This window comes from Desulfuromonas sp. KJ2020 (genome assembly GCF_024197615.1).
GTDB lineage: Bacteria > Desulfobacterota > Desulfuromonadia > Desulfuromonadales > SZUA-540 > SZUA-540.
On the sequence record NZ_JAKUKE010000003.1, the window covers coordinates 672,654 to 693,731 of the forward strand.

Annotated in this window: 21 protein-coding genes, 1 pseudogene and 1 riboswitch; of the genes and pseudogenes, 18 read left to right on the plus strand and 4 right to left on the minus strand. The window is 59.7% G+C overall.

Going from position 1 to position 21,078, the window contains the following annotated elements; genetic code table 11:
• Positions 1–7: 7 nt before the first annotated feature.
• Complete coding sequence (locus MJO47_RS11510) at positions 8–2,020, minus strand: LTA synthase family protein (RefSeq protein ID WP_253961269.1); 2,013 nt, start codon at positions 2,018–2,020, stop codon at positions 8–10.
• Positions 2,021–2,220: 200 nt separating this feature from the next.
• On the opposite strand from MJO47_RS11510, the gene MJO47_RS11515 reads away from it, so the two are divergent.
• From MJO47_RS11515 to MJO47_RS11595, 17 genes are all read left to right on the plus strand, one after another.
• Positions 2,221–2,484 carry a GSU3529 family protein gene (locus MJO47_RS11515; protein ID WP_253961270.1) on the plus strand — a complete coding sequence of 88 codons (264 nt, stop codon included), beginning with the start codon at positions 2,221–2,223 and terminating at the stop codon, positions 2,482–2,484.
• Positions 2,481–3,113 carry a methyltransferase domain-containing protein gene (locus MJO47_RS11520; RefSeq protein WP_253961271.1) on the plus strand — a complete coding sequence of 211 codons (633 nt, stop codon included), beginning with the start codon at positions 2,481–2,483 and terminating at the stop codon, positions 3,111–3,113. Before MJO47_RS11515 ends, MJO47_RS11520 begins: the two co-directional genes overlap by 4 nt.
• A gap of 263 nt (positions 3,114–3,376) precedes the next feature.
• Positions 3,377–4,225 carry a cation transporter gene (locus MJO47_RS11525; protein ID WP_253961272.1) on the plus strand — a complete coding sequence of 283 codons (849 nt, stop codon included), beginning with the start codon at positions 3,377–3,379 and terminating at the stop codon, positions 4,223–4,225.
• Positions 4,226–4,456: 231 nt separating this feature from the next.
• The gene (locus tag MJO47_RS11530; protein ID WP_253961273.1) at positions 4,457–4,981 is read left to right on the plus strand and encodes a Fe-S-containing protein; all 525 of its coding nucleotides are present in this window, start codon (positions 4,457–4,459) and stop codon (positions 4,979–4,981) included.
• The gene (locus MJO47_RS11535) at positions 4,981–6,168 is read left to right on the plus strand and encodes an FtsX-like permease family protein (RefSeq protein WP_253961274.1); all 1,188 of its coding nucleotides are present in this window, start codon (positions 4,981–4,983) and stop codon (positions 6,166–6,168) included. The genes MJO47_RS11530 and MJO47_RS11535 overlap by 1 nt, the downstream gene beginning before the upstream one ends.
• 21 nt (positions 6,169–6,189) lie before the next feature.
• Positions 6,190–6,897: an ABC transporter ATP-binding protein gene (locus tag MJO47_RS11540; RefSeq protein ID WP_253961275.1), complete on the plus strand. Its 708-nt coding sequence runs from the start codon at positions 6,190–6,192 to the stop codon at positions 6,895–6,897.
• A gap of 7 nt (positions 6,898–6,904) precedes the next feature.
• Entirely contained in the window at positions 6,905–7,186 is a 282-nt protein-coding gene (locus MJO47_RS11545) for a zinc ribbon domain-containing protein (RefSeq protein WP_253961276.1), read from the plus strand.
• The gene (locus MJO47_RS11550) at positions 7,170–7,472 is read left to right on the plus strand and encodes a hypothetical protein (RefSeq protein ID WP_253961277.1); all 303 of its coding nucleotides are present in this window, start codon (positions 7,170–7,172) and stop codon (positions 7,470–7,472) included. Before MJO47_RS11545 ends, MJO47_RS11550 begins: the two co-directional genes overlap by 17 nt.
• Before the next feature lie 26 nt (positions 7,473–7,498).
• Positions 7,499–8,638: a nitrogen regulation protein NR(II) gene (locus MJO47_RS11555; protein WP_253961278.1), complete on the plus strand. Its 1,140-nt coding sequence runs from the start codon at positions 7,499–7,501 to the stop codon at positions 8,636–8,638.
• Between the two features lie 327 nt (positions 8,639–8,965).
• Entirely contained in the window at positions 8,966–9,190 is a 225-nt protein-coding gene (locus tag MJO47_RS11560; protein ID WP_253961279.1) for a DUF2061 domain-containing protein, read from the plus strand.
• Positions 9,191–9,212: 22 nt separating this feature from the next.
• Complete coding sequence (locus MJO47_RS11565) at positions 9,213–9,923, plus strand: phosphoadenylyl-sulfate reductase (RefSeq protein WP_253961280.1); 711 nt, start codon at positions 9,213–9,215, stop codon at positions 9,921–9,923.
• A 48-nt stretch (positions 9,924–9,971) separates the two neighbouring features.
• Entirely contained in the window at positions 9,972–10,877 is a 906-nt protein-coding gene (gene cysD, locus MJO47_RS11570; RefSeq protein WP_253961281.1) for a sulfate adenylyltransferase subunit CysD, read from the plus strand.
• Positions 10,877–12,697, plus strand: coding sequence for a sulfate adenylyltransferase subunit CysN (gene cysN, locus MJO47_RS11575; protein WP_253961282.1), 1,821 nt, complete (start codon positions 10,877–10,879; stop codon positions 12,695–12,697). Before cysD ends, cysN begins: the two co-directional genes overlap by 1 nt.
• Before the next feature lie 61 nt (positions 12,698–12,758).
• On the plus strand, positions 12,759–14,054 hold the full coding sequence (locus MJO47_RS11580) for a nitrite/sulfite reductase (protein WP_253961283.1): 1,296 nt from the start codon (positions 12,759–12,761) through the stop codon (positions 14,052–14,054).
• Between the two features lie 35 nt (positions 14,055–14,089).
• On the plus strand, positions 14,090–15,043 hold the full coding sequence (gene cysK, locus MJO47_RS11585) for a cysteine synthase A (RefSeq protein ID WP_253961284.1): 954 nt from the start codon (positions 14,090–14,092) through the stop codon (positions 15,041–15,043).
• A 78-nt stretch (positions 15,044–15,121) separates the two neighbouring features.
• Positions 15,122–15,246: riboswitch (SAM riboswitch) on the plus strand.
• Positions 15,247–15,356: 110 nt separating this feature from the next.
• A complete protein-coding gene (locus MJO47_RS11590) occupies positions 15,357–16,514 on the plus strand; it encodes a PLP-dependent aspartate aminotransferase family protein (protein WP_253961285.1) in 1,158 nt (385 codons plus the stop codon).
• 39 nt (positions 16,515–16,553) lie between these two features.
• Complete coding sequence (locus tag MJO47_RS11595) at positions 16,554–17,702, plus strand: PLP-dependent aspartate aminotransferase family protein (protein WP_253961286.1); 1,149 nt, start codon at positions 16,554–16,556, stop codon at positions 17,700–17,702.
• Between the two features lie 115 nt (positions 17,703–17,817).
• On the opposite strand, the gene hcp is transcribed toward MJO47_RS11595, so the two are convergent.
• From hcp to MJO47_RS11610, 3 genes are all read right to left on the minus strand, one after another.
• A complete protein-coding gene (gene hcp / locus MJO47_RS11600; protein ID WP_371926697.1) occupies positions 17,818–19,431 on the minus strand; it encodes a hydroxylamine reductase in 1,614 nt (537 codons plus the stop codon).
• Positions 19,432–19,757: 326 nt separating this feature from the next.
• A complete protein-coding gene (locus MJO47_RS11605; protein WP_256502630.1) occupies positions 19,758–20,009 on the minus strand; it encodes a DUF3820 family protein in 252 nt (83 codons plus the stop codon).
• A gap of 89 nt (positions 20,010–20,098) precedes the next feature.
• The gene (locus MJO47_RS11610; RefSeq protein WP_253961288.1) at positions 20,099–20,557 is read right to left on the minus strand and encodes a peptidylprolyl isomerase; all 459 of its coding nucleotides are present in this window, start codon (positions 20,555–20,557) and stop codon (positions 20,099–20,101) included.
• Between the two features lie 206 nt (positions 20,558–20,763).
• On the opposite strand from MJO47_RS11610, the pseudogene MJO47_RS11615 reads away from it, so the two are divergent.
• Positions 20,764–20,952, plus strand: a pseudogene (locus tag MJO47_RS11615) (Rdx family protein); the annotation flags it as partial.
• Positions 20,953–21,078 lie beyond the last annotated feature (126 nt).

Consider the following 21,078-nt stretch of genomic DNA (forward strand, 5'->3'; position numbering starts at 1 on the left):
AGTGCGGTCACCCATGCCGGGAGGGTGGCCGTACGTTTTGGCGGTCACTACCGGCGTAGGGGGACTTCGACGGTTCCATCGGCTGGATCCGATAGCGCCGTTCCCGGTAGGCGATAGCAGGCCACAAGGCTTCGGCCAGGGCGTCTCGAATCAGCTCGGGTTCTTCCGTGGCCTCTTCCAGGCGGCCCTGGCGATAGACATACTGGCGGGCGGGCTTGTCGGGCGTGTGAATCACTACCTTTTCTCCGACCATATACGCCTGGTTGTTGCCAAACTGCATGATAGCCCGTCCGGGGTCGTCGCCGGGCAGCTGCAGCAGATCACGGCCGGGCATGGGGTGACTTGACTCGATACCCATGAGAGAGAGCAGGGTGGGAGGAAGGTCGAGTTGGCTGGCCACCTTGTCATAACGGCCGGGGACGATATCGGCGCCGAGGATCAAGGCCGGGATATGGAAATATTTGATGGGAACCAGCTCGTCTCCGAAAACCCGGTCCTCGTGGTCGGCCACCACCAGAAAAAGGGTATTGTCCCAGTAGGGAGCCTGCCGGGCCTTGGCCAAGAACTGGCCCAGGGCATAATCGGCATATTTGACGGCATTGGTGCGGGATTCTTTCGGCTGCTCGTACAATTCGATGCGGCCGTCGGGAAATTCGAAGGGGGAATGGTTGGAGACGCTGAAGACGAAGGTGAAGAAGGGTTGGTCCCCGTGAGCCAGCAGTTCCTCGTGGGTGCGCTGGAAGATGTCCTCGTCGCAGACGCCCCAGGATCCGCGAAAGGTCCAGTCGGTAAACTGTTTCTCGTCGATGACTCGGTCGAAGCCGTTGCCGAGGAAGAAGCTGCGCATATTGTCAAACTGGCTGTCGCCGCCGTAAATGAACTCGGACGTGTAGCCCTGTGATTTCAGCAGGCGGGCCAGAGTGAAGAAATTCTGCTGGGCCAGACCTAGTTTGACCACGCTGCGGGCCGGCGTGGGCGGAAAACCTGTGACGACCGCTTCGACGCCCCGGATGGAGCGGGTGCCGGTGGCATAGAGCTGGCTGAACCAGAGTCCCTTGGTGGATAGCTTTTCCAACTCCGGTGTCAGTGGCAGGCCGCCAAGAGACTGGACATAGCTGGCCCCCAGGCTTTCTTCGAGAATAATGACCAGATTGAGCGGTTTTTGGCGTATTCTACCGGGAAGCTGACGATGGAGGGTGGGGATCTCCGGGCTGCTGAAAGCCGTTTCCGGTAGCCCCATGGCCTGGTGTACGCGGCGGAAGACCTCCTCTTTGGGCATCTTGCCATAAAAGCGCACGGAGTCTGATTCATCCTGCAGGCGGGAAACAGCGTAACCCAGGGAATAGGCGGAACTGACGCCCAGCTGATTGACCAGCGGGTCGTTGCAAAAAGCCACCGTGCTCAGGTTGGCCGGGCGATGGCTGAAGCTGGAGCGGGCGCCGGCCAGCAGCACCAGGGCAATCAGCGGCATGACGGCCAGCCGTCGCCACAACCCCCAGGGATGGGACTTTTCAACCAGTCCGCGGCTCAGCGACCAGGCTCCCCAGGTCAGGAGGATCACCGCAACGGCCGCCAGCAGGAGGGGTAGTTTATAGGCGGCCCAAAGGGTCGCGAAGACCTCTTTCGGATGGTCGAGATACTCGAAGAAGAGGCGGTTGGGACGGCTGTCGTACTGATCGATGAAAGCCGGTGTCGCCGCCTCCATAAAGACGATGATCACCGTGTAGACCGCCAGCCAGGTCGGCAGTATTTTTCTCCAGACCTGCAATACGGTTTTTCGTCCGGGTAAGAGCAGGGCGACGAGGGTCGGCAGTGAAACGGCGTAGCAGAGCAGGACGACATCCATGCGCAGGCCGTAGCCGAGAACGGCCCAGAGACCGTCGACGGCCATGAGGCGTTCCCATTTCCAGGCCATGAGTCCAAGCCGGGTCAGACTCAGAAAAGATAAAGCAATCAGGAAGAAAACGGCGATCGGCAGAAGTGGCCCCAGAAGCTTGACGAAGCGATCGGTTCGGGACATTCGCGCGGGCTCCTTGGCTGGAGGATATGCAGAAAAACTTGTAGTGGTAGAGTGGCAGGAGGGCGATGGCTAATCTGAACTGCCATCTCATAATCCGAATACTATAATCCTTCCGATTTATTGATGACAAGCAAATTCTTGAGTCAGTGGCTGGCTTTTTGTTTCTTTGATGTTTTTATGATGCCGCAAGGGGGAAAGAGATGGATGTTATGAACAGCCTGCAGCAGGCCGTAAAGCGGGCTCAGGACCAAAACGAGCTGCCGGATTTCCTGGCTGCAAGAATTCTGCGTATAGCCGGACAGCCAGACCGGTACAGGGCGCTGCAGGCCGATATAGAGCGTCTCATCGATCAGTTGGCCGATTACGATACCTACGGGCAGACCGGCTACTTGGGCATGGGGGTCAACAACGTCATCCTGGAAAAAACCATCGAGCGGCTGGAAGAGAAGGCGGCCAGATCATGAAACAATACGCCCCCGGACGCGATGATGAGGTGACGTCCCTGCATGAGGAACGCCTGGAAAAGATCGTGCAGGTTCTACGACAGCACCGGGCCGAAACGGTGCTGGATTTAGGCTGCGGCGCGGGCGAACTGCTGGCCCGACTGGCCTCGGAGCCAGCCTTCCGCCAGATAGTCGGTCTCGATATTTCGCCGGCAGCCCTAAGCACCGCCCGGGATTTGCTTGAGCGTCTCGGCCATCCGGCCGATGGCAGGCGCCTCAGCCTCAGTCATGCCTCCTTTACCGAGGCTTCGGATGATTTCCGTGGTTTCGATGCCGCGGTGATGCTCGAAACCCTTGAACATATCGACCCCCAGCGACTCTCCGTTCTGGAGAAGGCGGTCTTTGGGCATTTTCGTCCCCGGCTGGTCATGGTGACCACGCCCAACCGGGAATACAATGTCCTGCATGGGCTGCCCCAGGGCACCTTGCGGCATCGCGACCATCGCTTCGAATGGGACCGGGCCAGATTTCGCCAGTGGGCGACGGGCGTCGCCGGTCGCCACGGGTACCAGGTCACTTTCGACGCCATCGGTCCGGTCGATCCCTTATACGGCAGCTCCACCCAGATGGCTGTCTTTTCCTGCCACTAGTTCATCTCTCGAACCCTTTCGGGCCGCATCCCGGGCTTGTAGACTATTCTGCATCCGCAGAAGCATATTCCTCACTTCTCAGGGCATTCCTTCAGCCCCTTCCCTTGCTATGCAAATTAAATCAATTACTTAAAGGCTATAAGCGTGCATGGCACGACTTGTGATACGTGCTTGTCCCATACGCCTCCTTTTAATGTCGTCCTGAGCAGGACATAAAAAGGCTCCTTTTTTCCCGTTTTTTGCCTTTTCAAGGAGTTTTTCCGATGAAATTTCGTGTCGCTCTCCTAGCCGTCACTCTGACCGTCCTGGCTGCCACCGCCACCATTGCCTTTCGTCCCTCTTTGTTCCCTAAACATGGAGCCCTGGCCGAGTATGCCGTTTCCAATCTCACGTGCGGTTCCTGCGTTGAAAATATTCGCAACGCCTTGAGTCAAACCGAGGGGATTGAAGAGGTCGAGGTCAGTGTGGCAACGGGCCGCAGCCGCGTCGTTTTTGACCCGGATGAAATCGAACCGGTGCGGATTGCGGAGATCATGGGTTCGGCCGGTTATCCGTCCAAACTGCAATATGTGTTGTCTTCTGACGAATACGAGGGTCAGCAGGAAGAAGAGGGTCGTTTAGCCGAGCGCTTCGTTGCCCGCATCGGCGATCGGTTGATCCCCCGGGCGGAGTTCCAGGCTGAGCTGGACCTTCTTGGCCAGTCACGACCCGATGGGGAAACCCAGAGCCTTGGCCAGGTCGCCTGGGAAAGGCTGCTGCAGAGAGAAGTTCTGCTCGCCGAAGCTGAACGGCAGGGCCTTGTCGTATCCGACCAGGAAGTCAGCCTCGAAGTCGACGGGATGAAGGAGAAGGTGGACAACTTCGAGGCCTTGATTCTGAAGCGCTACGACAGCCTGGAAGCATTCCAGAGCGCGGTCAAGAGGAATCTCCTTTTCGAACGTCTGTTCGAAAAGGCTGTTCCGACCGCTAATAACGATCCTGCGGCACGCAATCTTGCCCTGCAGAAATGGTACAGCGAACTGCTCGCCCGCTGCCCGGTCACCATTTATGACTCTAGTCTCAAGAGCACTGCCCAGAACGCCGGCGGCTGCGGCGGGGCCTGCTGTGGTTGAGCCGTTTTACTCCCTGCCGCCTTTTCCCAGTACACCTGCCTGAGGAATATTCCTCAGACGTCGAACACTTTTCAACGACAAGACCCAGGGAAGCAGAGGGTGTAATCGAATTAGTCCTGGAAAATGTTTGAATATCAAGTGCTTGTGTCAGCCATTTGATTTGGCACACCCCGTGTAAACCGGTAAACCTGAACAGGCTTTTCCATCCCATTCAACAAGGAGAAATCCACCATGACCGAGCAGGACAAAAAACAACAATTTGAACAGCCGGCCCAAAATAAGCTGCCGCGCCTTGTCATCATCCTGACGATTCTGGTCGCGTTGGCGACCGCCGCCTGGACGGTAATTCCCGGCGGTGCTGCAGGCAGTAAATTGCTGAAGGCCGAAGGGGGCGTGGTGCAGATTGACCAGGCCGATCTTGCCGACGGGCAAGCCCGGTACTATCGGGTACAGGGGGCGGACAACGAAATCAACTTCTTTCTGGTCAAAAGCAAAGATGGAGAAATCCGCTCGGCCTTTGATACCTGTGACGTCTGTTTCAGGGCCAAAAAAGGCTACCGGCAGGAAGGGGACTCCATGATCTGCAACAACTGCAATCAGGCCTTCAAGACGGAACTGGTCGGGGTGATCAAGGGCGGCTGCAACCCGGCGCCCCTTGCCAAAGAACTGCGTGACGGCAAGGTGATCATTACGCTGGCGGACCTGGAGCAGGGGAGTTGGTACTTTGCGGGTCAACCGCAAAAAGGGTCCATGTAATGAAACTTGAAACGATTGCCTTCAATAACATCCGTCGTCGCAAGGGGCGCATGGCCTTTCTGCTGGCTGGCCTGCTGCTCGGCATCGGCACCGTGGTGACTCTGGTCTCTCTTTCGCGCTCCCTGACGGCCGAAGCCCAGCACAAGCTGGAAAACTTCGGCGCCAATATCCTCATCACGCCACGCAGCGACCAGCTTTCCCTCTCCTATGGCGGCGTCAGCCTGGGTGGGGTGACTGTGGAGGCCGAGGAAATTCGGCAGGACGATCTCGCCCTGCTCAAGACCATCCCCAATGCCCGCAACATCGCCGCCGTGGCCCCCAAGCTGCTGGGTTCGGCCCGGGTGGGCGCGGAACGCGTCCTGCTGATGGGGGTGGATCCGGAGCTGGAGTTTGCTCTCAAACGCTGGTGGTCCGTAAAGGGTGAGCCCCTTAAAAAGGACGACGAGGTGGTGGCGGGCAGCAACGTGGCCCGGCGCCTTGATCTGCAGCCGGGTGACCGCATTGAGCTGTACGGACGGCAGTTTACCGTCAGTGGCATCCTCGAGCAGACCGGCGGCCAGGACGATCATCTGCTGCTGGCCTCGTTGGGCGTCGTTCAGCACCTGTTGCAGAAGCCGGGGATGATTTCCCTGGTCGAGGTCGCCGCTCTTTGTGGGGACTGTCCCGTCGAGGACATGGTGCGGCAGATCAGCGCTGTCATGCCGGAGGTCGAGGTCAATGCGCTGCAGCAGATCGTCAAGACCCGCATGCACGCGCTTGAACAGTTTGAGCTCTTTTCCTGGCTGGTCGCGGCGGTTGTGCTGCTGGTAGGCGCCCTGGTGGTTTTCGTCACCATGATGGGGGCGGTCAACGAGCGCACACGGGAGATCGGCATCTTCCGCGCTCTCGGTTTCCGCCGCAGTCATGTCATGCGTCTGATCCTGGTGGAATCGGCCAGTGTCAGCCTGGTGGCCGGAATCCTGGGTTATCTGGCCGGCACGGCGGCCTCGCGAGCGGTGTTGCCCTTCTTTCGCGAGGGCCAGGGCGCCCACGGCGCTCACGGCGACCACATGGAGTTGATTCTCTGGAGCCCTGAGCTGGCGGTTGGGGCCGTGGTGCTGGCCGTGGTCGTTGGTTGTCTGGCTTCCTTCTATCCGGCTCTGCATGCCAGCCGCATGGATCCCAACGAGGCCCTCCGGGCTCTTTAACGCAGAAACAGAGGATACATAATGGCTCTTATCCAGATACAAAATTTGGGAAAACGTTACGAGAGCGAGGGCGACTGCGTCGAGGCGCTGAAGCATGTTGACCTCACCATCGAAAAGGGGACCTTTCTCGGCGTCATGGGGGCATCCGGTTCGGGAAAAAGCACGTTTCTAAGCCTGCTGGGCGGCCTCAGCAAGCCGAGTACCGGCACGATTCACATCGACGGCATTGACATCTACAACCTGTCGGTGGAACGGCTGGCCGATTTTCGGCGGGAATACCTCGGATTTGTCTTCCAGTCCTTCAACCTGGTTCCCTATCTGACCGCCATGGAAAACGTCATGCTGCCCCTGGCGGTCAAGCCGCTTTCCAAGGCCAAGAAGATGACCATGGTCGAGAAAGCGCTGGCGCAGGTCGGCCTCTCGCATCGCCAGCGGCACCTGCCCAACCAGCTTTCCGGGGGGGAGCAGGAGAGGGTCGCCATCGCCCGCGCGCTGGTCAACGAGCCGCCGCTCATTCTGGCTGATGAACCGACAGGCAGTCTCGATTCGGAGACGAGCCGCGGCATCATGCAGCTTTTTGCCGACCTCAATGCGGCCGGCCAGACCATTATCATGGTCACCCACAATATTGAAAATCTCGACTATTTCGACCGCACCATTCATCTGCGGGACGGTCGGATAGTCGAGGATCGTCCCCGACGATTCAACGGACAGAAGAAGGCGGTCTGAAGACGTCATGATGCTCCTCTTCCTATTACTTTTCGCTTCTCTCGCTCTAGCGGTTGTTCGCCAGGTGGAGCGCCTCGATGCGGTGCCTGAGCCGCCAGGCGGCTGCTGTCCCGGCTGTGGGAACGCGGTGGAGGCGGACTGGATGATCTGTCCGCGCTGCAAGGAACTTCTGCAGAACGTCTGCCCGGGATGCGGCAGAAGCCTGCCGGTCTTCCACCGCTTCTGTGCTGATTGCGGAAGCCCGCGGGCCAAAGACTACGGGGGAGGGGAACATGACCAAAAAAGTTAAGGGGATACTGCTGCTGGCGGCTGCCGCCGTCGCTGTGGTGCTGATCTACAATATCTGGTCCTACAGCTGCGGTCACTGTACTTTTCGCTCCATGACGACCCTGGGTACGCCGGGCTATCTGCTGCTCCAGCTTAACGCCGCCCTGCTGGCGGCCCTGGTGATACTGAAGCTGCTGTCGACCCTGCAGACGCGTAAAAGACGATGCTCCTGTGGTGGACGCCTGCTGCCGGGCTGGCATTATTGCCCGGCCTGCGGGAATAAAGCAGGATGCCAGAGAGGTCTCTGACCAGGGTGGTACGGGAGAGCGCGATTATGACGGACGGGTTAGGGAGCTTGCCGAGAGAAGGGCGCTGGCGCTGGGCCGTGGTTCTGGGGCTGGTGATTGCCATCTCCCTCGGCCACTACCTGGTCGACGTCGACCAGCACCATTATCACGACATCTTTCGCCGCAGCTACTACCTCCCCATCATCCTGGCGGGTCTGTGGTTTCAGTTGCGGGGCGGACTGGCGGTCGCCATTCTGGTTTCCGTGGTCTACGCTCCTCATGTGGTCTTCCAGTGGGGGGCCCACCCTGAAGCGCAATGGGAGCAGTACCTGGAGATTCTGCTCTATCATGTCATCGGGGGCGTGACTGGCCTGCTCTCCCTCAAAGAGCGATCGCAGCGTTTAAAACTCGAAAAAACCGCACGCCGACTCAATGCGAGCTATCAGACCCTCAAAGACCAGGCCAGCCAGATTCTCACCTTTGAAGAACATCTCGTGCGCGCCTCCCGCTCCACCGCCCTGGTGGAACTGGCGGCCGGGCTGGCTCACGAGATCCGCAATCCCCTTGGCTCGATTCGTGGCACCGCCGAAATCCTCAAGGATGAGACAATTAGCTCTGAACAGCGCAGCGAATTCGCCGATATTCTGCTGCGGGAGGTGGACCGTATGAACCACGTTGTCGCCGATTTTCTTCAGTTCGCCAGGCCCGTCGAACTCGGTAAAAAACCCTGCGACCTCAATGCCCTTCTGTGGGAACTTGTGATTTTTACCACCGAGGAATGTCACCGTGCGAAGATATCCGTCCGGTTTGACCCGGGCGACATCCCCTCTGTGCCGGTCGACTCCGATCAGACTCGCCAGGTTTTTCTGAATCTTCTCCTCAATGCGGTCCAGGCCATGGCCGATGGTGGTGCCTTGCGTATTGCTACGCATCGGCTCGATGACAGCCTCGTTGTGCGCTTTGTCGACAACGGCCCCGGCATCGCTCCGGAGATGCTGCCCAAAATTTTCAATCCCTTCTTCACCACCAAGCAGACGGGCACTGGCCTCGGCCTGGCCATTTCCCAGCGCATCATCCAGGTTCACGGCGGCCACATCAGCGTGCAAAGCCGGGTAGGGCAGGGGACAACCTTTGAAGTACAGCTCCCCTTAGGAGATGAGGCGTCTTCAGGTTCTACCACCGGATAATTCACCACCTCATCCTTACTGCCTTCTCCCCCTCTCCGTCTTTTGTTTCATCTCCCCAAGTCGGCAAGTCCTTTCCCGCTAGATAGTCAAACTCTCCAAACTGCATATATCTCCTGATTAAGAGCTTTGGTGAGTAAATCGCCAAGGAGCAAAATTCTATTAAAAATAAACACACATAAAGAAGTGTAAAATATAAAAAAGAAAAAAACAGTAAAAATTGTAAAAAGAAAACATTTAAAGTTGACAATAGCGCTAAGCTTTACTAGTCTAAGCCTCAATGGATTAAGCAGACACTGTGGAGTTTTTAGTCATTAAAAGAGGACGAAAATGGAGAGTACCCGCCGCAGCATTGCCAAATCACTGTCCTGGCGCATTCTGGCCACCCTGATCACCTCGGCTGTCGCCTATGCTGTTACCGGCAGGGGGGAGTTTGCCGCCACCATCGGCCTGGTTGATACCGGGTTCAAATTCTTTATCTATTTCGGCCACGAAAGGCTCTGGAACCGGATTCCCTATGGCCGACTTGAAAAGCAGCCTGAGTATTTTATCTGACCTGCTGAGAAAGGATTTCTTCATGACGCCAACGATTGTCACCGACACCCTGCCATGGCTGGATCCCGCTGCCGGTCCGCTGGACATTCTGCGCCAGGGGTTGAAGATCGCGGGCGGTCCGGTTAGCTTGGCCTGTTCTTTCAGTGTCGAGGATGTGGTGCTGATCGACCTGTTGCAGCAGGCCAACCTGCCTGTTGGCATATTTGCCATCGATACCGGCCGCCTCAATGAGGAGACCTACGAGGTGGCCGAGGCCGTCCTGCAGCGCTATGGTGTGCCTATCGATTGGTATTTCCCTCAGCGGCAGGCCGTGGAAAGGTTGGAAAGGGACAAGGGGTTGTTTTCCTTCCGTGACAGCCTGGACAACCGGCATGAGTGCTGTGGTATTCGCAAGGTGGAGCCGCTGGGCCGGGCGCTGGCCTGCCTGTCCGGCTGGATCACGGGACTGCGCCGGGGGCAGAGCGTGACCCGTACCGAATTGACGGCCCTTGAGGTTGACGAACTCCATGGCGGCATTCTCAAAATCAACCCGCTACTGGCGTGGAGCGAGGCGGATGTCTGGTCCTACGCCGAGGGCAATCGTCTGCCGGTCAACCGTCTGCACCGGCTGGGCTATCCCTCCATCGGCTGTGCGCCCTGTACCCGTGCCGTCGAACCTGGCGCGCACCCACGCAGCGGTCGCTGGTGGTGGGAAGACCTCGAACACAAGGAATGCGGTCTGCATCGACGCTAGGGGCGCTCCCCCGGCTTTGATCCGCCCCTAAACGACAAGGAGTACACCATGAACACCAGAATGACCCATCTTCGCCAGCTCGAAGCGGAGAGCATTCATATCATCCGGGAAGTGGTCGCCGAATTCGACAATCCGGTCATGCTCTATTCCATCGGCAAAGATTCCGCCGTCATGCTGCATCTGGCCCGCAAGGCCTTTTATCCCGGAACGCTGCCGTTTCCCCTTCTGCATATCGACACCACCTGGAAATTTCGCGAAATGATTGCGTTTCGCGACCGCGTGGCGGCCGAGTACGGCCTGGAGCTGCTGGTGCATGTCAACGAGGAGGGAGTGCGCGAGCAGATCAGCCCCTTTACGCACGGCAGCGCTCTCTATACGGACATCATGAAGACGGAAGGGCTCAAGCAGGCTCTGGACAAATACCGGTTCGACGCGGCGTTCGGTGGCGCCCGCCGCGACGAGGAGAAGTCCCGGGCCAAGGAGCGCATCTTTTCGTTTCGCAGCGAAAACCATCGATGGGACCCGAAGGCGCAGCGCCCCGAACTGTGGAATATCTACAACACCCGCGTGAGAGCGGGGCAGAGCATCCGCGTCTTTCCCCTGTCCAACTGGACGGAGCTCGACATCTGGCAGTACATCACCAAGGAGAACATCCCTATTGTGCCCCTGTATTATGCGGCGGTGCGGCCCGTGGTCGAGCGCGGCGGCCAGTGGATCATGGTGGATGACGACCGTCTCCCTCTGCAGGCGGGAGAACAGGTGCAGCACAAGTCGGTGCGTTTTCGCACCCTCGGCTGCTACCCCCTGACGGCTGCGGTGGAGTCGACAGCGGATACCTTGCCCGCCATCATTCAGGAGATGCTGCTGACGCGCACCTCCGAACGCCAGGGTCGCCTGATCGACCACGACCAGTCCGGATCCATGGAAAAGAAGAAACAGGAAGGATACTTCTGATGGCTCACCAATCCGATTTGATCGCTGAAGATATTCTCGCCTATCTGAAGACCCAGGAAGAAAAATCGATGCTGCGATTCATCACCTGCGGGAGCGTCGACGATGGCAAAAGCACCCTCATCGGCCGACTGTTGTGGGACGCGAAGATGGTCTTTGAAGACCAGTTGGCGACTCTGGAGGCGGACAGCAGGCGCATCGGCACCCAGGGGCAGAACATCGATTACGCCCTCCTGCTTGACGGCCTGCAGGCCGAACGGGAACAGGGGATCACCATCGATGTCGCCTACCGGTTCTTTTCCACCGATCGCCGCAAGTTCATCGTAGCTGATACGCCCGGTCACGAACAGTACACCCGCAACATGGTCACCGGGGCGTCCACCGCGCAGGTTGCGGTCATTCTCATCGATGCGCGCAAAGGGGTTTTGACCCAGACGCGACGGCACAGTTACCTCGTCTCCCTTGTCGGTATCCGTCATGTTGTCCTGGCTATCAACAAAATGGATTTGATCGGGTATGATCAGAGACGATTTGACCTTATCCGCGCCGACTATGAGGCCTTTGCCGCCGCCCTCGGCTTTGAGGAGATTACGGCTATCCCCTTGTCGGCCCTGAACGGTGACAATGTGCGGGACCACAGTGACAAGACCGCCTGGTATGACGGGCCGACCCTGCTGGAGCATCTGGAGACCGTGCAGGTGCCCGATGACGCCGAACGCAAACCCTTTCGATTGCCGGTACAGTGGGTCAATCGCCCCCATCTCAACTTTCGAGGTTTCAGTGGCACCATCGCCAGCGGGACGGTGCGTCCGGGCGATGAGGTGGTGGTACTGTCTTCGGGCCGGAGGAGCCGGGTTGAGCGCCTGGTGACCATGGATGGCGACCTGCCTCTCGCCGGGTCTGGAAGTGCCGTGACCCTGACGCTGACGGACGAAATCGATATCAGCCGGGGCGATGTGCTTGCCGCCGTGCAGAATCTGCCCAACCACGCAGACCGCTTTGAGGCCAAGGTGGTCTGGTTGCACGAAGAGGCGCTGACTCCGGGTCGACCTTATCTACTCAAGTCCGGTGCGGCAACCGTGCCGGCAAGGGTTGGCGAACTGCAGTTCAAGATCAACGTCAACACCCTCCAGCAGGAAGATGGCGATATTCTGGAGCTCAATGAAATCGGCATATGTCGCCTCGATCTGGACAGGGCGATCAGCTTTGATTCCTATCGTGAGAACCGCACGACCGGCAGTTTCATTCTTATTGACCGTCTCAGCAACGCCACCGTGGCGGCCGGCATGATTCATCAGCCGCTGCGCACCAGCAGCGGTGGTTGGCAGGACCTCAAACTGGATCGCTCGGCACGGGGAGAGCTCAAGGGGCAAAAACCCCAGATTCTCTGGTTCTCCCTTGAAAAGGGGGACGAGAGTTCCGAACTGGCGGCTCTGGTCGAGCGCAAGCTGCACAGCCTGGGCCGCCACCCCTTTCTGCTGACGGCAGCATTGCTGCGAGGCGGCCTCAACGCCGACCTGCCTGACCTGGGTGACCCTGGCCAGGAGGAACTGCGGCGTTTTTATGAAACAGCCCGATTGTGCGCCGACGCCGGTCTGATCGTGGTCGCCCAGCCTCCCGCCGTGGCGCCGTCGCCTCGACTCAGGGAGAGGATCCAGGCCGATAGCGCTCTTGTCGAAATACGCGTCGGGCCTTCCCGGCTTCTTCGAGGGGAAGAGGGCGCCAGGATAGTGATGGTCGATCCCGGGTCGGCCTCGCTGCCGGAGCTTGCGGAACAGATTGTGGGGCAGATCCGTCAAGGGTGGCCCCAGGCCGAGAACTGAAACATTTTCCCTCAGCCTTAACGGCCGACACCCAGGGACAATCTGCCAGGAGAAAGTCACCATGAACATCGATTATCAGAAACTGCGCCTCGACGGCATCTACCAGCAGGATCAGCAGGGCAATCTGATGCTGCGTATCAAGATTCCCGCCGGGGTCCTGTCCTGCCAGCAGGCTGAAGCCGTAAGCGATATCGCCGCCCAGGTTGGTACCGGCATTCTTCACCTGACCACCCGCGGAAGCATCGAATTGCACGGACTGCGCCATGGGCAGCTTGCAGAAGTCTTCCGGCGACTGGCCGCGGTCGGCCTGAGCAGCCGGGGCGCCTGTGGCGGCGCCGTGCGGGGGATCTCCTGCAGTACCACCTTCAGTCCCGCCTTCGCCGTTTGTCAGGCTGTCGCACGAAACCTCAACCGGCACTTTGCCGGCAACCCATATTTCGAAGGATTGCCTAAAAAGTTCAAAATCGGCATCGACGGCGATTACACCGGCTCCCGCCACCTGATTCAGGATGTCGGCCTGGTTTGGGTCGGGCAGGACGAGGAAGAGCAGAACCTGTTTGACGTCTGGTGTGCCGGCGGTCTGGGACGCGAACCGCAGGCAGGCTTCCTGCTTGAAAATGCGGTACCCGAGGCGCGGCTGATCGGCTTGATCGAAGCCATTGTTGCGGTCTACCGCGACAACACGCCGCCGCCCAAGCGCCTCAAGTTTTTGCTGGGGCAGGTGGGAGAAGAGGGATTTCGTACGCTGCTGGCCAAGGCCATGGCGCAGGTCGCTACGGTGCCGCGGCAGGTCTCGCTGGCAGGGCCTCTGACCCAAACCCGGGGAAAGATCGTCGAGGCCGTGGTCTTTGCCGGTGAACTCACCGTGGCCCAATTCCGTCGGCTTGCCGCCATCGCCCGCGACGAGGCTGGCGGTTTCCTGGCGCTGACGGCGGATCAGAATGTGGCTTTTCATCTTGCACCCGGGGCGAATTATGGCAAAGTATACGAACAGTTGGGGGCCCTCGGCCTGGCTGGGGAGGCGCCTGAGCAGCGGGTGTGTCTGCGCGTCTGTCCCGGCAGCCATGAGTGCCGCATGGGGCTGTCGGCCACGCGGGACGTTTCCCGCCAGCTGGTGGGCGCTCTGAGCGAGAAGGGACGCTCCCGCCGTTATGCCGTTTCGGGGTGTCCCAACTCCTGTTCGCAGGTCCAGTTGGCCGATGTCGGCATTCTCACCAGCCGGCAAATCAAGGACGACCTCGGCCAGCGGCGGCCCCTTTTCACTCTTTACCGCCGGCAGGGGGAAGGCCTCGGGGTTCCCGTTGCTGAAAATCTGTCGCTCGAAGAACTTTTAAACAACATCCAACGAATCGAATAACCGCCTTTTCAAGGCATTATCGAAAGGAGCAGCCCATGTCCCGCATTTATTCCGACAACAGCCTGTCCATCGGCCGGACCCCTCTGGTGCGCCTGCAGCGCCTGGCCCCTGAAGGCGTCACCATTCTCGCCAAAATTGAAGGGCGCAATCCGGCCTATTCGGTCAAATGCCGTATCGGCGCCGCCATGATCTGGGACGCGGAAAAGAAGGGGCTGCTCGGGCCCGGTAAGGAAATCGTCGAGCCGACCAGCGGCAACACCGGCATTGCCCTGGCTTTTGTGGCGGCGGCGCGTGGTATCCCCATTACGCTGACCATGCCGGAGACGATGAGCCTGGAGCGGCGCAAGGTGCTCAAGGCTTTCGGCGCCAACCTGGTGCTTACGCCGGGGGCCAAGGGAATGGGTGGGGCCATCGCCGCCGCCGAGGAGCTGGCCGCTTCCGATCCCAACCGCTACGTGCTGCTGCACCAGTTCAAGAATCCGGCTAATCCGGCCATCCACGAGCAGACCACCGGGCCGGAAATCTGGCAGGACAGTGACGGCGCCATCGATATCCTGGTCGCCGGCGTCGGTACCGGCGGCACCATTACCGGCGTCTCGCGCTATATCAAGAAGACGGCGGGAAAGCCGATCCTGTCCGTCGCCGTCGAACCGGTCGAGTCGCCGGTGATCAGTCAGAAGCTGGCCGGAGAAACCCTGCAGCCTGGCCCCCATAAAATCCAGGGCATCGGGGCCGGTTTTATTCCGGATACCCTCGATCTGGACCTGGTCGATCAGGTCGAGCAGGTCAGCAACGACGAAGCCATCGCTTTTGCCCGCCGACTGGCCCTCGAGGAAGGCATTCTCTCCGGCATCTCCTGCGGGGCCGCCGTCGCCGCCGCCGTGCGCCTGGCGGCTCGCCCCGAACACCAGGGCAAGACCATCGTGGTGATCCTGCCCGATTCGGGGGAGCGCTATCTTTCCAGCGTGCTTTTTGAGGGAATAGTTTAGGGCGGCGTCTTTTGTTCTTGATAAAAAGAGTTGACAAACAGGGCTCGATTATTTAGAGTTCACCCCAACGCAGCAGCGTCTTTATCACGAGTGGTGGAGGGACAGGCCCGACGAAGCCACAGCAACCGGTCCGCAGGTGCGGATGCCAGGTGCTAAATCCTGCCTGCCGTATGCCATAGCGGATGCGGCCGGAAAGATGAGGACGGTGCTTCCCGGTTATCCGTCCCTTTGACTGGCCCGGCGAAGCCCCTTCTCATCCCCGAGAGAAGGGGCTTTTTCTATGCTGCCCACTGACTTTGACGAGGGATGACCTATGAATTCAGCAAACGCCAACTGGACCGTCGAGAGCACCCTGGTGCAGGTCGGCGTCGGCCGCGACCAAGCGACCGGCGGCCTGAGCTTTCCCATCTACCCGAGCGCTACCTACCGCCATCCGGCTCTGGGGGAAAGTACGGGATATGACTACACCCGCTCCGGTAACCCCACCCGCCAGGCGCTGGAGGAGGCCGTCGCTCAGCTTGAGGGGGGCGCCCGCGGTCTAGCCTTCGCCTCGGGGATGGCGGCGCTGACCACGCTTCTGCTCCACTTCTCGGCCGGGGACCATCTGCTTGTCTCCCGCGACCTCTACGGCGGCACCTATCGCCTGCTCGATCAGATCTTTGCCAAGTTCGGGCTGGACGTTTCTTACGTCGATACCACCGACTGTGACGCGGTCGAGGCGGCGCTGCGCCCGCACAGCAGAGCGCTGCTCATCGAATCGCCGGGCAACCCGCTGCTCGGCGTCGCCGACCTGGCGCAGCTGGGCGCCCTCTGTCGTGCCCACGACCTGCTTTTCATCGTCGACAACACCTTTTTGACCCCGGTACTGCAGCGCCCCTTCGATTTTGGCGCCGACATTACCGTCTATTCGGCCACCAAGTACCTCGGCGGTCACAACGATCTCTGTGCCGGCCTGCTGGTGGCGCGCACCGCCGAACTGGGCGAGCGCCTCTACTTTCTGCAGAACTCCACCGGCGGCGTGCTGCCGCCGCAGGACTGCTGGCTGTTGCTGCGCTCTTTGAAGACCCTCGCCCTGCGGCTGGAACGCCATAACGCCAATGCACAGGAAGTAGCGGTCTGGCTGCAGGAGCATCCGGCCGTCACCGCCGTCTACTATCCCGGCCTGGCGGATCATCCGGGCCATGCGGTAGCCAAACGGCAAAGCCGCGGCTTCGGCGGCATGCTCTCCTTCCGCGTCGGGACGCCGGATAAAGCCGCCCGGGTGCTGCAGCGGCTGCAGTTGATCTCTTTTGCCGAAAGCCTCGGCGGCGTCGAGTCGCTGATGACTCTGCCGGCGGTGCAGACCCATGCCGATATCCCCGAAGCGGATCGTCTGCGCCTGGGTATATGCGGCTCCCTGCTGCGATTATCGGTAGGGATTGAAAGTGTCTGTGATATTCTGGCCGATCTGGAACAGGCCTTGAGTGATTGAGGAACACCTGCTGACGAGTAACCGCAAAGGAATGACACCATGACGCAGCCCCATCATTACCGTACCGCGACCCTGCTGGTTCACCAGGGCCATGATCGCGACCCGGCCACCGGCGCCGCCGCTATCCCCATTTACAATGCCTCCACCTACCACCACCCGGGCGGGCAGGGGGGGACTTACGACTATTCCCGCAGCGGCAATCCCAGCCGTCAGCAGGTGGAGGATGCCATCGCCCTGCTCGAAGGCGGCGTCCGCGGCTTTGCCTACGCCTCCGGCATGGCGGCGATTGCCGGCGCCCTGTCGCTGCTCAAAAGCGGCGATCATCTGCTGGCGCCTCTCGACCTCTACGGCGGCAGCTACCGCTACCTGAGCCAGGTGCTGCCCCAGCAGGGCATCACGGTCGGTTTTGTCGACACCACCCGTCTGGAACAGATCGAAGCGGCCATCCGGCCCTCCACCCGCGCCATCTTTCTGGAGACGCCTTCCAACCCCCTCTTCACCATCACCGACCTGCGCGGGGTCGCCGCACTGGCCAAAGACAGGGGACTGCTGACGATTCTCGACAACACCTTCATGACCCCCCTGCTGCAGAAACCCCTGGCCCTCGGCATCGACATCGCCGTGCACAGTGCCACCAAATTTCTGGGCGGGCACTCGGACCTGCTGGCCGGGCTGGCCACCACCGCCGACCCTGAGCTGGCCGGTCGTCTCAAGCACTACCAGAACGCCAGCGGCAATGTCCTCTCCCCCTTCGATTCCTTCCTGCTGTCCCGCGGCATCAAGACCCTGGGCGTGCGCCTGCAGGCGGGACAGCGAAGCGCCGGGATTCTGGCCGAGCGCCTGCGCAGTCATCCCGCGGTCGCCGCCGTCTACTATCCGGGACTGGACGACTTTGCCGGTAAAACTCTGCACGAGGCCCAGGCCTCGGGGCCCGGAGCGGTCCTCTCCTTCGAACTGAAGGCGGCGGAGGCTGTGCAGCCGCTTTTGAACACCATCCGCCTGCCGATCATCGCCCCGAGCCTGGGGGGGGTCGAGACCATCCTCACCCACTGCTGGAGCATGTCCCATGCGGCCATCCCGGCGCCGGTGAAGGAGCGTCTCGGTATCCGCCAGACCCTGCTGCGCCTGTCCGTCGGCCTTGAGGACGTCGAGGATCTGTGGGACGATCTGGCGGCAGCGCTGGGGTAGAAAAACGACAACGTATTCGCCTACGACAAAGGGCCACCCGACGCAAATGTCGGAGTGGCCCTTTGTTTTATGCGGCAGGGGTTGTCGTCAGGGACAGCCCCTTTGGTTCACATGACTATCCAAGAATGGCTTTGAGGTCTTCCTCGGCCGTGGTGATGGGGCCGATGTTGTAGTTCTCGACCAGGAAGTTCAGCACGTTCGGCGTCACGAAAGCCGGCAGGCTGGGGCCAATCTTGATGTTCTTGATGCCCAGGTGCAGCAGGGTCAGCAGGATGGCCACGGCCTTCTGCTCGTACCAGGAAAGTACCAGGGACAGGGGCAGGTCATTGACGCCGCACTCGAAGGCGTTGGCCAGGGCCACGGCGACCTGGATGGCGCTGTAGGCGTCGTTGCACTGACCGACGTCGAGCAGACGGGGAATGCCGCCGATGTCGCCGAGGTCGAGCTTGTTGAAGCGGTACTTGCCGCAGGCCAGAGTCAGGATGACGGTGTCCTTGGGGGCCTTCTCGGCAAACTCGGTGTAGTAGTTTCGACCCGACTTGGCGCCGTCGCAGCCGCCGACCAGGAAGAAGTGCTTGATGTCACCGCCCTTGACGGCCTCGATGACCTTGTCGGCGACGCCGAGGATGGCGTTGTGACCGAAACCGGTGAGGATTTCCTGACCGGGGTTGTCCTCGAAACCGTCACACGCCTGTGCCTTCTTGATCACTTCCGAGAAATCCCAGCCGTCGACGTGCTTGACGCCGGGCCACTGAACCAGACCCCAGGTGAAGAGGCGGTCCTTGTAGCTCTCGGCCGGTCTCTGGATGCAGTTGGTGTTGAAGATGATGGCGCCGGGGAACTGGGCGAACTCTTTATGCTGGTCCTGCCAGGCGCCGCCGAAGTTGCCGACCAGGTGCGCGTACTTCTTCAGGCCGGGGTAGCCGTGAGCGGGCAGCATCTCGCCGTGGGTGTAGATGTTGACGCCGGTCCCTTCGGTCTGCTTGAGCAGCTCTTCGAGGAACTTCAGATCGTGGCCGGAAACCAGGATGGCCTTGCCGGCCTTGGTGCCGAGCTGGACCGGGGTCGGCACGGGATGGCCGTAGGCCTCCACATGGGCCTGGTTGAGCAATTCCATGGTGACATAGTTGATGCGACCGGTCTCCAGGGCCAGGCCGACGTTGGTGGTGAGGTCGAGGCTGTCGTCGAGCAGGGCGGCCAGGGCCTTGTGGGTGAAGGCGTAGATCTCATCCGACTCCTTGCCGAGGATGCGGGCATGATCGGCATAGGCGGCGTAGCCCTTGAGGCCGTAGGTGATCAGTTCACGGACGCTGTGAACGTCCTCGTTGACGGTGTAATCCTTGACGCCGTGCAGCTGGCCGAGTTTGACCTGCTCGTCGATGGCAGCGGGCAGAGTCCAGTTCTGGGCGGCGGCGGGAATGGTGCCATCGACCTGGCCGGCGAGAGTACGGGCCTTGTCGCGCAGACGAACGCCCTCGGTCACCAGTTGGGAGACGGCTTCGGCATCGAAGTCGACGTTGGTGACGGTGGTGAAGAGGCCGTCGATCATGAAGCGGTCGATCTCCTGATCCTTCTTGCCCTGAACGCGGGCTTTGTCGGCCCAGAAGGCCACCCCTTTGAGGGTGTAGACGAGCAGGTCCTGCAGGGCGGCGACGTCGGGCTTCTTGCCGCAGACGCCGATGACGGTGCAGCCTCCATTGGCGGCCTGTTCACACTGGTAACAGAACATTGACATGGCATTCTCCTTGTTTGTGTGTTGGGTGGTTTGAGATTCCTTTTTGCCAAATCCTAAAAAATCCATGATTCCCATGATGGTCTTTCCCTTTCCGTGAGAGGTGGTATGAGCGATGAACCTGAAAGTGCGGTTCCGGTTTCTTCTGAAGATGGTCCCGACTATAGGCGAGCTGGCCGGGACAAAACATGACCCAGGTCAAATTCGGATATTTTTTGTCATTTTTTTATCGGCACCTCCGGTTTTTTGGGAAAGCCGATAGAAATGTGTAATTTTAGGTACTTGGATTTGCTGAGGGAGAAGGGGAGGGTTGGAGGGTGCGGTCAGCGCAGGGGCTCAAAGAGAAATTCGAGGCCGTTGACCTTGATTTCGTAGACAGCGCGCAGGCGGCGGCCAAGGAGGCCGGCTGGAAACCCCTGGCCGGCCATCCATACCACATAGGGTTCGGGCAGGTCGATCAGGCGCCAGCCGGCATACTTGCCGAAAGGCATGCGCATGGCCGCCAGTTCCAGGAGTTCCTGGTGGTCGAAAGAGGGTTTGGGAGGGGCCTGGTCGGGATTGGCGTCTGGAGACAAGGGTAGGGACTTTCTGGGCAGGACCGATCTGGGTGGGCGTGACCCTGCCCCGGGAGAAATTTCGCCGGGGCAGGGTCATCAAGGACAAATCAGAGTATTTCCACCAGTTCGATTTCGTAGGTCAAATCTTCACCGATGAGGGGATGGTTGGCGTCGAAGGTCACGGAGTCGTCGGTGACTTCCAGTACGGTGACGATCTCAATTTCATCGTCTTCCGTGGTCAGTTCGAGCTCCTGCCCGACTTCGGGAACCATGTCGCCGGGGATCTCGTCCCGACTGACGGTGAAGACCTTGTCGTCGTCATAGTCGCCAAAGGCGCTCTCCGCCGAGATCTTGACGACTTTTTTCTCCCCCGGCGACATGCCGATCAGGGCATCCTCGATTTCCTGGAAAAATTCGCCGTCGCCCAGGGTCAGCTCCATGGGGCCCGATTCGCAGTGGTCTTCTTCACACTGGCCGTCATCGAAGGTGGTGTCGAAAATAGAGCCATCGTTGAGCTTGCCAATAAAATCGATGCTGACGCGGTCGCCTTTTTTTGCTTTAGCCATCCGGTTGATCCTTCCCTGTCTGTTGCGGTATTATGTTAGAAAATGCTTTATGGTAAGAGGGACGAGGCGGTCCGTCCAGAAAAAAATGCGGTTCTTTTTACTCTGGGCGTAAATAGCGGCAAGTCCTTGTGTTTATATTACCTTTTCAGGGAGACGAGACAATGAAGATCACCATTGAATACTGCGGGAGTTGAGGGTATTTCCCCCGTGCCGTCAGTTTGGCGGAAAAAATTAATCGCGAGCTGCAGGAAAATCCTGACCTGATCAAATCGATGGGCGGCGTCTTTGAGGTCAAAGCCGATGGCAACCTGATCTATTCCAAAAAGGTCACTGGCGTCTTCCCGGTCGAGAATGCGGTTATCGACAGTCTGCGCCGCCTGAAGTCCGCGGGCTGACCAAACGTTTTTAGAGCCCGATCTTAGATGCGTGCAAAGCCCTGGCCGAATTGGGTGCATCGAGGCCTGATTTCTGGTATGATGCCGCCGGCAGATGGCACCTCGTTCATCTGCCATTTCCCCTGA

Coding starts and splice junctions, on each gene's coding strand:
- MJO47_RS11510 (WP_253961269.1), bottom strand. CDS start 2,020: ATGTCCCGAACCGATCGCTTCGTCAAGCTTCTGGGGCCACTTCTGCCG.
- MJO47_RS11515 (WP_253961270.1), top strand. CDS start 2,221: ATGGATGTTATGAACAGCCTGCAGCAGGCCGTAAAGCGGGCTCAGGAC.
- MJO47_RS11520 (WP_253961271.1), top strand. CDS start 2,481: ATGAAACAATACGCCCCCGGACGCGATGATGAGGTGACGTCCCTGCAT.
- MJO47_RS11525 (WP_253961272.1), top strand. CDS start 3,377: ATGAAATTTCGTGTCGCTCTCCTAGCCGTCACTCTGACCGTCCTGGCT.
- MJO47_RS11530 (WP_253961273.1), top strand. CDS start 4,457: ATGACCGAGCAGGACAAAAAACAACAATTTGAACAGCCGGCCCAAAAT.
- MJO47_RS11535 (WP_253961274.1), top strand. CDS start 4,981: ATGAAACTTGAAACGATTGCCTTCAATAACATCCGTCGTCGCAAGGGG.
- MJO47_RS11540 (WP_253961275.1), top strand. CDS start 6,190: ATGGCTCTTATCCAGATACAAAATTTGGGAAAACGTTACGAGAGCGAG.
- MJO47_RS11545 (WP_253961276.1), top strand. CDS start 6,905: ATGATGCTCCTCTTCCTATTACTTTTCGCTTCTCTCGCTCTAGCGGTT.
- MJO47_RS11550 (WP_253961277.1), top strand. CDS start 7,170: ATGACCAAAAAAGTTAAGGGGATACTGCTGCTGGCGGCTGCCGCCGTC.
- MJO47_RS11555 (WP_253961278.1), top strand. CDS start 7,499: ATGACGGACGGGTTAGGGAGCTTGCCGAGAGAAGGGCGCTGGCGCTGG.
- MJO47_RS11560 (WP_253961279.1), top strand. CDS start 8,966: ATGGAGAGTACCCGCCGCAGCATTGCCAAATCACTGTCCTGGCGCATT.
- MJO47_RS11565 (WP_253961280.1), top strand. CDS start 9,213: ATGACGCCAACGATTGTCACCGACACCCTGCCATGGCTGGATCCCGCT.
- cysD (WP_253961281.1), top strand. CDS start 9,972: ATGAACACCAGAATGACCCATCTTCGCCAGCTCGAAGCGGAGAGCATT.
- cysN (WP_253961282.1), top strand. CDS start 10,877: ATGGCTCACCAATCCGATTTGATCGCTGAAGATATTCTCGCCTATCTG.
- MJO47_RS11580 (WP_253961283.1), top strand. CDS start 12,759: ATGAACATCGATTATCAGAAACTGCGCCTCGACGGCATCTACCAGCAG.
- cysK (WP_253961284.1), top strand. CDS start 14,090: ATGTCCCGCATTTATTCCGACAACAGCCTGTCCATCGGCCGGACCCCT.
- MJO47_RS11590 (WP_253961285.1), top strand. CDS start 15,357: ATGAATTCAGCAAACGCCAACTGGACCGTCGAGAGCACCCTGGTGCAG.
- MJO47_RS11595 (WP_253961286.1), top strand. CDS start 16,554: ATGACGCAGCCCCATCATTACCGTACCGCGACCCTGCTGGTTCACCAG.
- hcp (WP_371926697.1), bottom strand. CDS start 19,431: ATGTTCTGTTACCAGTGTGAACAGGCCGCCAATGGAGGCTGCACCGTC.
- MJO47_RS11610 (WP_253961288.1), bottom strand. CDS start 20,557: ATGGCTAAAGCAAAAAAAGGCGACCGCGTCAGCATCGATTTTATTGGC.